General features: G+C 71.8%; 12 protein-coding genes. 6 read left to right on the top strand and 6 right to left on the bottom strand.

Annotation, left to right across the window (positions count from 1 at the left end):
* Positions 1 to 2: 2 nt before the first annotated feature.
* From FB467_RS03150 to FB467_RS03130, 5 genes are read left to right on the top strand one after another with little or no spacing between them, the layout of a single operon-like run.
* Complete coding sequence (locus FB467_RS03150) at positions 3 to 1019, top strand: TIGR03842 family LLM class F420-dependent oxidoreductase (protein ID WP_141783806.1); 1017 nt, start codon at positions 3 to 5, stop codon at positions 1017 to 1019.
* Entirely contained in the window at positions 1019 to 1900 is an 882-nt protein-coding gene (locus FB467_RS03145; RefSeq protein WP_141783805.1) for an ABC transporter permease, read from the top strand. The genes FB467_RS03150 and FB467_RS03145 overlap by 1 nt, the downstream gene beginning before the upstream one ends.
* A 59-nt stretch (positions 1901 to 1959) precedes the next feature.
* Complete coding sequence (locus tag FB467_RS03140) at positions 1960 to 2781, top strand: ABC transporter ATP-binding protein (protein WP_141783804.1); 822 nt, start codon at positions 1960 to 1962, stop codon at positions 2779 to 2781.
* 10 nt (positions 2782 to 2791) lie between these two features.
* Positions 2792 to 3547 (top strand): ABC transporter permease, encoded by a 756-nt coding sequence (locus FB467_RS03135; RefSeq protein ID WP_211350539.1) that lies wholly within the window; start codon positions 2792 to 2794, stop codon positions 3545 to 3547.
* A gap of 56 nt (positions 3548 to 3603) precedes the next feature.
* Positions 3604 to 4773: an ABC transporter substrate-binding protein gene (locus FB467_RS03130; RefSeq protein WP_141783803.1), complete on the top strand. Its 1170-nt coding sequence runs from the start codon at positions 3604 to 3606 to the stop codon at positions 4771 to 4773.
* 73 nt (positions 4774 to 4846) lie between these two features.
* Here the strand turns inward: FB467_RS03130 and FB467_RS03125 are convergent, their stop codons facing one another.
* From FB467_RS03125 to serS, 6 genes are all read right to left on the bottom strand, one after another.
* Positions 4847 to 5674, bottom strand: a complete 828-nt coding sequence (locus FB467_RS03125) for an HAD family hydrolase (RefSeq protein WP_342354701.1) — start codon at positions 5672 to 5674, stop codon at positions 4847 to 4849.
* A gap of 113 nt (positions 5675 to 5787) precedes the next feature.
* The gene (locus FB467_RS03120; RefSeq protein ID WP_141783802.1) at positions 5788 to 7032 is read right to left on the bottom strand and encodes an ABC transporter permease; all 1245 of its coding nucleotides are present in this window, start codon (positions 7030 to 7032) and stop codon (positions 5788 to 5790) included.
* On the bottom strand, positions 7029 to 7910 hold the full coding sequence (locus tag FB467_RS03115; RefSeq protein WP_141783801.1) for an ABC transporter ATP-binding protein: 882 nt from the start codon (positions 7908 to 7910) through the stop codon (positions 7029 to 7031). The genes FB467_RS03120 and FB467_RS03115 overlap by 4 nt, the downstream gene beginning before the upstream one ends.
* A 140-nt stretch (positions 7911 to 8050) precedes the next feature.
* On the bottom strand, positions 8051 to 8770 hold the full coding sequence (locus tag FB467_RS03110) for a response regulator (RefSeq protein WP_141783800.1): 720 nt from the start codon (positions 8768 to 8770) through the stop codon (positions 8051 to 8053).
* Positions 8767 to 10176 carry a sensor histidine kinase gene (locus FB467_RS03105; protein WP_141783799.1) on the bottom strand — a complete coding sequence of 470 codons (1410 nt, stop codon included), beginning with the start codon at positions 10174 to 10176 and terminating at the stop codon, positions 8767 to 8769. The genes FB467_RS03110 and FB467_RS03105 overlap by 4 nt, the downstream gene beginning before the upstream one ends.
* 94 nt (positions 10177 to 10270) lie before the next feature.
* Entirely contained in the window at positions 10271 to 11542 is a 1272-nt protein-coding gene (gene serS, locus FB467_RS03100) for a serine--tRNA ligase (RefSeq protein ID WP_141783798.1), read from the bottom strand.
* 128 nt (positions 11543 to 11670) lie between these two features.
* Here serS and FB467_RS03095 point away from each other — a divergent pair, with 128 nt between their 5' ends.
* A complete protein-coding gene (locus FB467_RS03095) occupies positions 11671 to 12891 on the top strand; it encodes a diacylglycerol/lipid kinase family protein (protein WP_141783797.1) in 1221 nt (406 codons plus the stop codon).
* Positions 12892 to 12916: the final 25 nt, after the last annotated feature.

Below are 12916 nucleotides of genomic sequence, written 5' to 3'. Positions count from 1 at the left end.
GCGTGGACTTCGGAGCAGTTTTCCAGACCAACCCACCCTCGAGCCGCGTCGTCCAGCTGGCGCAGTTGGCCGAGCACCACGGGTTCTCCTACGTGTGGACCTTCGACAGCCACCTGCTGTGGCAGGAGCCGTACGTGATCCACTCGGCGATCCTGGCGGGCACCCGCAAGGTGACCGTCGGGCCGTTCGTGACCAACCCCGCCACCCGGGACTGGACCGTCACCGCCAGCGTGTTCGCCACGCTGAACGAGATGTACGGCAACCGGACCGTGTGCGGGATCGGCCGGGGCGACTCCGCCGTCCGGGTCACCAACGGGCGCCCGTCCAACCTGAAGACGCTGCGGGAGAGCGTGCACGTCATCCGGGAGCTGGCCAACTCCCGCCCCGTCGAGTACCAGGGCGCGACGCTCCGCTTCCCCTGGTCGACCGGCTCCTCCCTGGAGGTGTGGGTCGCCGCCTACGGACCGAAGGCGTTGGAACTGACCGGGCAGGTGGCCGACGGTTACATCCTGCAGCTGGCCGACGTCGACATCACCAAGTGGATGATCCAGGCGGTCCGGGACGCGGCCGACAACGCCGGGCGGGACCCGATGTCGGTGAAGATCTGTGTCTCCGCCCCGGCATACGTCGGGAGCGACCTGGACCACCAGCGGGCGCAGAGCCGGTGGTTCGGCGGCATGGTCGGCAACCACATCGCCGACATCGTCGACCGCTACGGCACGTCCGGGGCGATCCCCCAGGCGCTGTCGGACTACATCGCCGGCCGCACGGCCTACGACTACAACACCCACGGACGGGTCGACAACGACCACGTCGACTTCGTGCCGGACGAGATCGTCGACCGGTTCTGCGTGCTCGGCACGGCCCAGGACCACATCGACAAGCTCACCGCGCTGAAGGACCTGGGTGTCGACCAGTTCGCCGCCTACGTGATGCACGACAGCAAGGAGGAGACGCTGCGGCAGTACGGCGAGACCGTGATCCCGGCACTCCACGAGCACATCGTGGCCAAGGCCTGATGGCGGCGGACAGCACGCGCTGGCGGCAGGTGGCCTTCGGCGCAGCGGGCGTGGTCGCCCTCGCGGCGGTGTGGGAGGGCTACAAGGCGGTGGGCCCCGAGCAGGGGGTGACGATCGCCGGGCAGGCGGTGCTGCCCCGCACCACCGACCTCGGGATGCCGCACCTGTGGGACATGGTGACCCGGGCCCTGGAGCCGGCCACCAGCATCGCGGGCGCCGACGCCGTGTGGGTCGCGGTGCTGCAGGCCTGCCTGGTCACCCTGGGCACCGCCGGCGCGGGGCTGCTGGTCGGCGCGGTCATCGGGGTGCTGCTGGCGCTGCTCATGCAGCGCTTCCAGGTCGCCGAGTGGGCGGTGCTGCCCTGGCTGATCCTGAGCCAGACGGTGCCGCTGATCGCGTTGGCACCGCTGGTCGTCAGCTGGGGCGGCCGGTTGCACCTCGGGCCGCTGCAGTGGGAGACCTGGATGAGCGTGGCGATGATCGCCAGCTACCTGGCCTTCTTCCCGATGGCGGTGGGTGCGCTGCGCGGCCTGAAGGCCCCCGAACAGGCGCACGTCGACCTGTTCCGCACCTATGCCGTGTCGTGGTGGACCACGCTGCTCCGGCTCCGGCTACCCGCGGCCGTCCCCTACCTGTTGCCGGCCCTGCGGCTGGCGTCAGCGGCAGCCATCCTGGGCTCGGTCGTCGCCGAGGTGTCCACGGGCTACAAGGGCGGCATCGGCCGCCTCATCATCGAGTACGCCCAGTCCGGGTCCGCCGACCCGGCGAAGGCCTGGTCCCCGATCGCCGGGGCCGTGCTGCTGGGCCTGGGCGCGGCCGGCCTGGTCGCCGTGCTCGGCCTGTTCCTGGCCCGCTACCGGCACAACGAGGAGCACGCGTGACCAGCGACCGTGACCCGGGACCACCCGAGCGGCCGAGCCATGACGAGGGAGAACGTCGTATGACGAGTGAGACGGAGTCCGCGGGCGCGGCCGTGCGGGTGAGCCAGGTGGACAAGGTGTTCTCCACCAAGCGGGGCCGCGTGGAGGCGCTGCACCAGGTGGACCTGGTGGTCGAGGCCGGCGAGTTCGTCTCGCTGATCGGCCCCTCCGGGTGCGGCAAGTCCACCCTGCTGCGGCTGGTCGCCGACCTGGACACCCCCACCGGCGGGACCATCGAGGTGTTCGGCAAGTCGGCCCGGCAGGCCCGGGTCGACCAGGACTACGGCATCGCCTTCCAGAGCGCTGGCTTGCTGCCGTGGCGCACCGTGGAGGCCAACGTCGAGCTGCCGCTCCAGCTGCACAAGGCGGGGGGCAAGGATCGCGCCGGACGGGTCGCCGAGCTGCTGGAGATGGTCGGTCTGACCGACTTCGCCGGGCACTACCCCGACCAGCTGTCCGGCGGCATGCAGCAACGGGTCGCGATCGCCCGGTCCCTGGCCGAGAACCCCCGGCTGCTGCTGATGGACGAGCCGTTCGGCGCGCTCGATGAGATGACCCGCGAGCGGATGCAGGCCGAGCTGGTCCGGATCACCCACGAGACCGGTGCCGCCGTCGTCTTCGTCACCCACTCCATCCCGGAGGCGGTCTTCCTGTCCGACCGGGTGGTGGTGATGTCACCGCGCCCCGGCCGGATCACCGGCGTCGTCGACGTGCGGCTGGGCGACCAGCGCGGCGAGGGGCTGCGCGAGGACAAGACCTTCTTCGACGCCGTCACAGCCGTGCGCGAGGAGCTGCACGGCGAGCCGGCCGCCCAGGGCGCCCGCGGGGTGGACATCCGATGAGGGTCCTCCGGTGAGCCGCAACCTGGTGCGGGTGCTCGCCCCGGTCCTGCTCGGGGTGCTCGCCCTCGTCGGCTGGGAGGTGCTGGTCAAGGCGGGGTCCCTCCCGGCATACCTGCTGCCGGCCCCCACCCAGATCCTGGAGCAGGTCAGGGCGATCTGGGACGGGTTGATCGACGCCACCGTGGCCACCGGCACCAACGCCCTGGTCGGCCTGGTCGTCGGGTCGGTGCTCGCCGTGGTCGCCGCGATCCTGGCCGCCCGCCTGGACTGGCTGGACCAGATGGTGGCACCGCTGGTCGCCGCCGCCGCCGTCGTGCCGATCGTCGCGCTGGCCCCGGTCCTGTCCAACATGTTCGGCGCCACCAGCGAGAGCCCACGCCGGGTGATCGTCGGGCTGGTCGTCTTCGTCCCGGTCTTCCTCAACACGCTGCGCGGGTTGCGCCAGGTCAAGCCGGTGCACCGCGACCTGATGCGGGCCTACGCGGCGACCCCCTGGCAGCTGACCCGCACGGTGACCCTGCCCGGGGCCATCCCGTTCGTCTTCACCGGCCTCAACATCGCGTCCTCGCTCGCGGTGATCGCGGCCGTGGTCGCCGAATACTTCGGCGGCCTGCAGAACGGCATCGGCTCCCGCATCGCCGGGGCGGCGGCCCAGAGCGGCTACTCCCGCGCCTGGGCCTACGTGGTCGCCTCGATCGCCCTGGGCCTGTTGTTCTACGGCGCGACCCTGCTCCTGGAACGGCTCGCCTCCCGGCGGCCCACCTGACCCATCCCGTACCCCGTCCCCCGACCCACCCGGGTCACCACAGAAAGAGGTAGGAAATGTCCCACACGAGGAGGAAGACCGCGCTGGCGGTGCTGGCCCTCAGCGGGCTGCTGCTCAGTGCGTGCGGAGGTGACGACGGAGGGGGCGGCGACGGTGACGGCGGCGGCGAGGCCTCCGGCGGCTCCGGCGACGGCGGGCTCACGCCCGTCACGTTGCAGCTGCAGTGGTTCGCCCAGGGCCAGTTCGCCGGCTACTACGCCGCGCTGGACCAGGGCTACTTCGAGGACGAGGGGTTGGACGTGACCATCCGCGAGGGTGGCGCCGACATCGTCCCGCAGACCGTGGTCGCCGACGGCCAGGCGGACTACGCGATCGCCTGGGTCCCCAAGGCGCTGGCCAGCCGGGAGCAGGGCGCCGGGATCACCAGCATCGCCCAGATCTTCCAGAAGTCCGGCACCCTGCAGGTCTCCTGGGCGGACAGCCCGATCACCACCTCCGCCGACCTGGCGGGCAAGAACGTGGGCAACTGGGGCTTCGGCAACGAGTTCGAGCTGTTCGCCGGGATGACCCAGGCCGGTCTGGACCCGGCCACCGACGTCACGCTCGTGCAGCAGGCGTTCGACATGTCCGGCCTGCTGGCCGGGGACATCGACGCCGCCCAGGCGATGACCTACAACGAGTACGCGCAGCTGTTGGAGACGGTGGACCCGGACACCGGGGAGCTCTACACCCCCGAGGACTTCGCGGTCATCGACTGGAACGACGAGGGCACCGCCATGCTGCAGGACTCGCTGTGGGCCAACACCGAGAAGCTGCAGGACGAGGAGTACCAGGAGACCACCGAGGCCTTCCTGCGTGCCGTCATCAAGGGTTGGGTCTACGCCCGGGAGAACCCGGAGGAGACCGCCCAGATCGTCGTCGACCACGGGTCGCAGCTCGGCGCCAGCCACCAGCTGTGGATGGTCAACGAGGTGAACAAGCTGATCTGGCCCTCCCCGGACGGGATCGGCATCACCGACCAGGCGGCCTGGGACCAGACCGTGGAGATCTCGATGAGCGCCGCCAACCTCGACGGCGCCACCGTGCTCACCGCCGCGCCCGACGAGGACGCCTTCACCAACGACTACATCCAGGCGGCGCTGGACAGCCTGGAGGGCGAGGACCTTGACCTGGTCGGAGACGCCTTCGAGCCGATCGAGGTCACCCTCAACGAGGGCGGCAACTGACCCGGACGTCCCCCTACCGCACCACGGAGCGCCCGCCCCGACCGTGATCGGGGCGGGCGCTCCGCTGCGTCCGTCAGCGGCCGGCCAGGGACTCCAGGACGAGGGCCAGCCCGTCCTCCTCGACGGTGGCGGTCACCCGGTCGGCGGCCGCCACCACCTCCGGCGGCGCCTGTCCCATCGCCACCCCAAGCGCCGCCCAGCGCAGCATCTCCAGGTCGTTGCGCTGGTCACCGACCGCGACGCACCCGGGTGGTTCCACGTGCAACCGTCGGCGCACCTGCTCCAGGGCGTACCCCTTGGAGACCCCCTCCGGCGCCAGGTCCAGCCAGGCGGTGTAGCCCACCGCGTAGTTCACCCCGTGCAGCCCGATCCGCGCCACCATCTCGGCGAACTCCTCGGAGCTGCCGTTGGGGTCCCGGAAGGTGACGCGGGTGACCGGCTCGACGAGCAGCTCGTCGTGGCTGACCACCTGCTCGGCCCCCTGCAGCTCCCCGGGCGGGAAGGGCGCGCTGACCTTGAACCCGACACCGACGTCCTCGACGGCGATGATCGCCTCCGGGACCGCCCGCCGCAGCACCTCGACGGCCGGGCGGGGGTCGAAGGTGACCGCCTCGAGGATCTCGTAGCCCTCGGGCGCCCCCGGGTCCAGGGCGAGCGTGATCGCCCCGTTCGAGCACACGGCATGCGCCCCCTGCCGCACCAGGCCGAGCCGCTCCAGCAGCGGCATCGTCGCCACGACCGAACGGCCGGTGGCGATCACCACGGTCGCCCCCGCCTCCTCGACGGCGGCGATGGCGCGGGCGACCCGGTCGGTCATCGTGCCGTCGTGGTGCAGGATCGTGCCGTCGATGTCGAGGCCGACCAGCATCTGGCTGGGGGGAACGGTCATCGGGAAGTCCACACCGCCAGGGTAGGTGTCCGTCGCGGGCCGCCACGACACGGGGAGCGGCCGGGCGCGTGGAGTTCACGCACCCGACCGCTCCCTGTCGCCGGCGGTTTGCCCCGGCGGCCGGCTCAGTCGCCGGTGGTCCAGGCCTTGCGCCAGGACAGTCGGCCCGAGGTCTGCAGCAGCGAGCGCCGGTAGAGGCGCGCACCGGCGGCCACCGTCAGCGCGGCGAAGACCAGGGTGAGCAGCAGCGCCACCGCCGGCTCCCACCAGTCGACCCCGCCCTGCAGGATCCGCAGCGGCATCAGGATGGTGGAGGCCACCGGGACGAACGAGGCGATCACCTCGGCGGTGCCCTCCAGGTTGATCCCGACCACGAAGATGATGACCAGCACCATCGTCAGCGGCGTCGTCGTGGACTGGAGGTCCTCGGTGCGGGAGGCCATCGCGCCCGCGGCCGCCCAGATGCAGGCCAGCGCCAGGAACCCGACGAGGAAGAACGGGATGTACCACATGATCGCGCCGGACATCTGGGGCAGCATCTGGTCGTAGTCGGTGAAGGTGAGCCCGATCAGGCCGATGCCGGTGATCAGGACCATCTGCCCGAGGGCGAGCAGGGTGTTGCCCAGCACCTTGCCGGTGAGCAGCTGGCGCACCGGGATCATGGCCGCCAGGATCTCCACGATCCGCGACTGCTTCTCCTCCACCACGCTGTTGGCGATCGCCATCCCGAACATCAGGGAGGCCATGTAGAAGAGCATGGCGAAGAAGATCCCGGCCAGGTAGAGCACGATCTGGCTCTCGCTGTCCGAGCCCGAGAAGTCGGCCGTGGTCAGCACGCTCCCGGCGGTGAGTTCCTCGACCGTGGTGCCCGCGGCCTCGGCGTTGGCGGTCATCGCGTTGCCGCGGACCACGTCGGACAGCAGGTTGGTCAGGTCCATGCCGGGCTCACCGTCGCCGCCCAGGGTCCAGCCGTTGTCGTTCGGGGTGAGCAGGGCGTCCGCGTCGCCGTCCATGACGGCCTGCTCCCCGGCGGCCTCGTCGGCGACCCGCAGGGCGGTGATGCTCGCCTCGGCGTCGTCGGCCTGCAGGATCGTCTCGGCCTGGCTGACGATCGCGGCCCCCTCGTCGTCGGTCACGGCCACCGTGTCCGAGGAGCTGCCGCCCCCGATGAACGCGGTCACCGCGAAGACGCCGATGACCAGCAGCAGGGTGAGTCCGGTGGACATCAGGAAGTTCTTGTCGGTGATCCGGACCTGGATCTCCCGCATCATCACCAGCACCCACGGTCGGGTGCCCTCGCTGGTCGTCCCCGCTGCCTGCACAGGCTGGGTCCCCTCCGTCGGACGTTCGGTCGTCTGCTGGGTGCTCATGCCGCCACCTCCCGGTAGATCTCGCTCAACGTCGGCACGACGCGGGCGAACTCCCGCACGTCGCCCCGCTCCAGCGCCGCACGCAGCAAGTGCTGGGCGCTCTCCTCGTCGTCCGGCTCGACGAGCGCGGTCGGCCCGTCCAGGTCGAGGACCGAGATGCCGCGGGCGTCCCGCACCCACCCGGCGTCCTGGTCCACGGTGAGCCGGTAGCGCAACGGCGCCCCGGCCCGCAGCTCCTCGCCGTCGCCCCGGGCCACGACACGGCCCTTGTGCAGCACCACGATCGAGTCGCACAGCCGGTCCACCAGGTCGAGCTGGTGGCTGCTGAACAGCACCGGCACCCCGGTGGCGGTGTGCTCGCGCAGGAGCTCCGACATCTGGTCCACGGCCGCCGGGTCGAGACCCGAGAACGGCTCGTCGAGGATCAGCGCCAGGGGGTCGCCCAGGACCGCGGCGATGATCTGCGCCCGCTGCTGGTTACCGAGGGAGAGCGACTCCACCTTGGCCTTGGTGCGTTCGCCGAGGCCGAACCGCTCCAGCAGGTCACCGGCCCGGCTGCGGGCCGCCTCGCTGCTCATCCCGTGCAGCTGGCCCAGGTAGGTCAGCTGGTCCAGGACCGGCTGCTTGGGGTAGAGACCGCGCTCCTCCGGCATGTAGCCGAAGCGGGTCCGGATCGCCCGGTTCACCGGCTGGTCGTGCCAGCTCACCTCGCCCGCCGTGGGGGCGAGCACCCCCATGATCATCCGCATCGTCGTCGTCTTGCCGGCGCCGTTCGCGCCGACGAAGCCGACCATCTTCCCCGCGGGCACCTCGAAGCCGACATCGTCGACGGCGAGCACGTCGCCGAACTGTCGGACGAGTCCGTTGACTCTCAACATCGCGTCCCTCCTCTTCCTCGTCCTCCGCCGGACGCTGCTGCGCCCGGGCCTGGTCCCACACTAGGCAGGCGGGGGTGGCGCACAGATCAGTCGCGAGGGGGAACTTCGGCGGTATGCCGTGGCGGCGGTGGGCGGTCGCCTCACCCTGCAGGATGAGCCAGCCCCGCCTCGTAGGCGAAGACGACCGCCTGGACGCGGTCCCTCAGGTGCAGCTTGGACAGGATGTTGGACACGTGGGTCTTGACCGTGGCCTCACCCAGGAACAGGGTGCCGGCGATCTCGGAGTTGCTCAGGCCCTGGGCGACCAGCCCGAGGACCTCCTGCTCCCGGTCGGTGAGCAGGTCGGCCTTGGCGCGCAACTCGGGGTCGCCCTGCCCGGGCTGCTGATCGCCGCCGGAGTCCTCCTCGGTGGCCCCCGCGCCCTCCGCAGGATCCCCGCCGGTCATCCGCGCGATCACCCGCTGGGTCACCTCCGGCGCCAGCAACCCGTGGCCGCCGGCCACCGTGCGGATCGCGCTGACCAGGTGGTCCGGGTCGGCATTCTTGAGCAGGAAGCCGCTCGCGCCGGCCGCGAGGGCGTCGAACAGGTAGTCGTCCCGGTCGAAGGTGGTCAGGATGACGACCTTCGCGTCACTGTCGGGGACGATCCGCCGGGTCGCCTCGATGCCGTCCAGCACCGGCATCTGCACGTCCATCAGCACGACGTCCGGCTGCAGCTCGCGGACCGCCTCGATGGCCAGCTGGCCGTTGCTGACCTGACCGACGACCTCCATGTCGTCCTCGGTCGACAGGATCATCGCGAAGCCGGACAGCAGCAGCGGCTGGTCGTCGACGAGCAGCACCCGGATCGGCCCGGTCACCGCCCCGACTCCACCAGCGGGGCCGCGCCCGCGTCCGAGGCCGCACCGTCCGACGGGTCGGTGGGCGGCGTCCCGGAGACCGGGAAGCGCACCCGCACCCGGTAGCCGCCTACCCGGCGGGGTCCCATCTCGGCCAGTCCGCCCAGGTGTTGGGCCCGTTCACGCATACCCAACTGTCCCAGGCCGGTCCCGGACGTGCCCGGTCGGGGGGAGCCGTTGTCCACGACCTCGACCTCCACCCAGTCCTCGGCGACGCGCACCACCACGTTGGCCCGGGTCGCCGTCGAGTGGCGACGGACGTTGGCCAGGGACTCCTGCACGATCCGGTAGCAGGACAGCTGCACCGGTGGGGACACCTGTGCCGCCGCGCCCTCGGGTGTCTCGACGAGCCGGAAGCCGATCTCCAGCGTGGGGGCGGCCGCCTGGTCGATCAGCTCCTCGAGCGCCGCCAGGTCCGGCTGCGGCGTGCGGTTCGTCTCGCCGGTCGCATCGCCGTCCGTGCCGTCCGCCGCCTTCTCGCCGCTGCGCAGCGTGCCCAGCAGGTCACGCATCTGTCCGACGGCCTGCCGGGAGGAGGTCTCGACCGCCGACAGGGCCGTCGCCGCGGCCTCGGGGTCGCGGGTGAGCACCCGGCGGGCCGCGGAGGCCTGGACCCCCATCACCGACACGTGGTGGGCCACGACGTCGTGCAGCTCCCGGGCGATCCGCAGCCGCTCCGCCACCACCGCCTGGTCACGCAGCCGGGCCGTCTGCTGGCGGATGGTCTCGGCCTGGCGCACCACCTCCGCGGTGCGCCAGGCCCCACGCCAGCTCATCTGCCCGAGCAGGATGGCGCCGCCGAAGAAGAAGATGTTGTTGAGCACGGTGTAGAGCACCACCGACGTGGTCGGTGACAACAGGCCGGTGACCGTCGCCGGGTCCTCGATCCCGAGGCTGCGGGTCAGCTTGGACACCCCCGAGGTGAGGGCGAACGCCCAGGTCAGCCACAGGAACATCACCGCGACCACGCCACCGACCACATACGTCAGGGCGCGCCGGTCCCGGGCCCAGGAGACCCCGCTGAACAACGCGAAGAAGTAGATGACCTGCATCGGCAGGGTCGACATGACGGGGGGTATCAGCACCCCCAGCACCAACATGTGCACGGCCGCGCCGGCCGCGGTCACGAGCGGGTGCGAGCGGCGCAGCGCCAGCAGGAGGGCGCCGCTGGCGGTGCCGACGTACTGCCAGAGGATCTGCGCCGGCGCGTTGTCGACGGCGCCCATCCCGCGCAGGAACTCCAGGCCGCAGGCCGCGGCGAGGAGCCAGTAGACGGCATACCTCAGGTCGGTCCACCGCTCGGCGGTGGTCGGTCCAGGACGCGTCCACTGCACGTCCGCGCCGAAGAATCGGGCCACGGCTTCCATCCCGACAGGGTAGGCCCGCCGCACCGTCGCCCGGATCCGTCCCGAGGGGGACCGCGGGGTCCGTCCCCTCCTCCCGGTGGCGGACCCGCGGCGGTCAGCGGGGCGTGAGGACGTCCTGCCCCAGGAAGGGGCGCAGCACCTCGGGGACCACGACGGAGCCGTCGGGCTGCTGGTGATTCTCCAGGATCGCCACCATCCAGCGGGTGGTGGCCAGCGTGCCGTTCAACGTCGCCACGGACCTGGTGCCCCCGCCGTCGGGCCCGCGCTCCCGGGTGCCCAGCCGCCGCGCCTGGAAGGTCGTGCAGTTCGAGGTCGAGGTGAGCTCGCGGTAGCGCTCCTGGGTCGGCACCCACGCCTCGCAGTCGAACTTGCGGGCCGCCGGGCCGCCGAGGTCGCCTGCGGCGGTATCGATCACCCGGTAGGGGACCTGCATGTCGTCCAGCATCCCGCGCTCCCACTCCAGCAACTGTTGGTGCTGGGCCTCGGCGTCCTCGGCGCGGCAGTAGACGAACATCTCGACCTTGTTGAACTGGTGCACCCGGATGATGCCGCGGGTGTCCTTGCCGTAGCTGCCCGCCTCCCGCCGGTAGCAGGTGGACTGGGCCACGTAGCGCAGCGGACCGTCCGACAGGTCGAGGATCTCGTCGGCGTGGTAGCCGGCCAGGGCCACCTCCGAGGTGCCGGTGAGGTAGAGGTCGTCGGCCTCGAGGCGGTAGACCTCCTCGGCGTGCGCGTCCAGGAACCCGGCCCCACCCATCGTGGTCGGGTTGACCAGGGTCGGGACGGTCAGCTGGGTGAAGCCGTGCTCGTGCGCCCGCTGCAGCGCGAGCTGGAGCAGCGCGTTCTCCAGGCGGGCGCCGGGACCGGTGAGGTAGTAGAACCTCGACCCGGCCACCTTGGCGCCGCGGGCCATGTCGATCGCCCCGAGCAGCTCACCCAGCTCCAGGTGGTCCTTCGGGGCGAACCCCTCGGCGGCGAAGTCGCGCGGCGTGCCGTGCTCCTCCAGGACCACGAAGTCGTCCTCGCCCCCGGACGGGACGCCGTCGATGATCACGTTGCCGATGGAGCGCAGCAACCGGTCGCGCTCGGCCGCGACCTCGTCCTTGGCCTGGTCCAGCTCCTTGACCCGCGCCGCGGTCTCCTTGACCTCGGCCAGGAGGGCCTGCTTCTCCTCGCCCTGCGCGGCGGCGACCTTCTTGCCGAAGGCCTTCTGCTCGGCCCGGAGCCGCTCGTACTCCGCCAGCCCGGAGCGGTGCTGCTGGTCGGCCTGCAGCACGGCGTCGACCACGTCGGGGTCTTCGCCGCGGGCGCGCTGCGAGGCGCGCACCCGCTCGGGGTCGTCACGGAGCTCACGTATGTCGATCACCCCCTCAGCCTAGTGACCGCGGGCAACGGGGCGAACCGGATACCCGGCCCCGGCCGCCGCCCGGTGACGGGGAGAGGCTCCCGACGGGTTTACGGTGTGCTGGTGACCACGATGCGAGAACGGCGGTGATGACCGCGGAGCCCAGTTGGGCGGTACTGGCCGGTGCGGTGGCCCTCTCGCTGCTGCTGCTCGCGCTGGTCCTGTGGCTCGTCCTGACCGAGGAGCGCACCGCGGCGGCGCGGTTCCCCCGGCCCGGTGCCGGGAGCCCTCCGGCGGACGACGCGGCACCCGAGGACTCCCCGGACCCGGCCCGGCGGCGCCGGGGCGCCCACCCACGGGCGGCCGTGGTCGTCAACCCGACCAAATTCACCGACATCGGCAAGGTCCGCCGCGTGGTGGAGCGGGTCTGTGCCGAGCACGGGTGGGCCGAGCCGCTGTGGCTCGAGACCACCGTGGAGGACCCGGGTCACGGTCAGACCCGACAGGCCCTGGCGGAGGGCGTCGACGTGGTCTGCGCCATGGGCGGGGACGGCACGGTCCGGGTGGTGGGCTCGGCGCTGGCCGGCTCGGGGACGCCGATGGGGTTGCTCCCGGCCGGGACCGGCAACCTGCTGGCCCGGAACCTGCGGCTGCCGGTGGACTGGCTGCCCGGCGACCACCTGGAGGCCGCCGTGAAGGTCGCGCTGACCGGCCGGAACGCGCCGATCGACACCTGTGCCCTACGCCTGACCCGGCCGACGGACGCCGAGCTGGCCGCCACCCCCGACTCTTCCCCGGAGGGTGCACCGGAGGAGACCGACGACCACGGCGCCGACGGCACCGACAGCACCGACGGCTCCGTCGAGGAGCACACCTTCCTCGTCATGGCCGGCCTCGGCTTCGACGCCGAGGTGATGGCCACCACCGAGGAGCGGCTGAAGTCCAACCTCGGCTGGGGCGCCTACCTGATCAACGGTGCCCGGCACCTGCGCGGCGCCCAGTTCCGGGTCGACGTCAGCGCCGACGACGGCCAGGCGTTCCACCGCCGCGTGCGCAGCGTCATCGTCGGCAACGTCGGCAAGCTCCAGGGCGGGATGGAGCTGCTGCCGGACGCCGAGGCCGACGACGGCGCGATGGACGTGGTGCTGCTCTCCCCCGAGGGCGTCGTCGGCTGGGGGGCGGTCGCGGCCCAGCTGGCCACCAAGCAGCGCCGGGGACACGACCGGGTCGACCACCTGCAGTGCCGGACGATCCGGATCCGCTCGAACAAGCCCGTCGAGATCCAGCTCGACGGCGACACCCTCGGCCCCGTCACCGCGATGGAGGTCGAGGTCCGGCCGGCGAGTCTCGTCATACGGCGCGGCGCCTGACCGGCAGGGCAACCGCCCAGGACGC

This window comes from Ornithinicoccus hortensis (assembly GCF_006716185.1).
GTDB lineage: Bacteria > Actinomycetota > Actinomycetes > Actinomycetales > Dermatophilaceae > Ornithinicoccus > Ornithinicoccus hortensis.
Note: the sequence above shows the minus strand (reverse complement) of the source record. Positions and strands in the feature narration are given on the sequence as shown.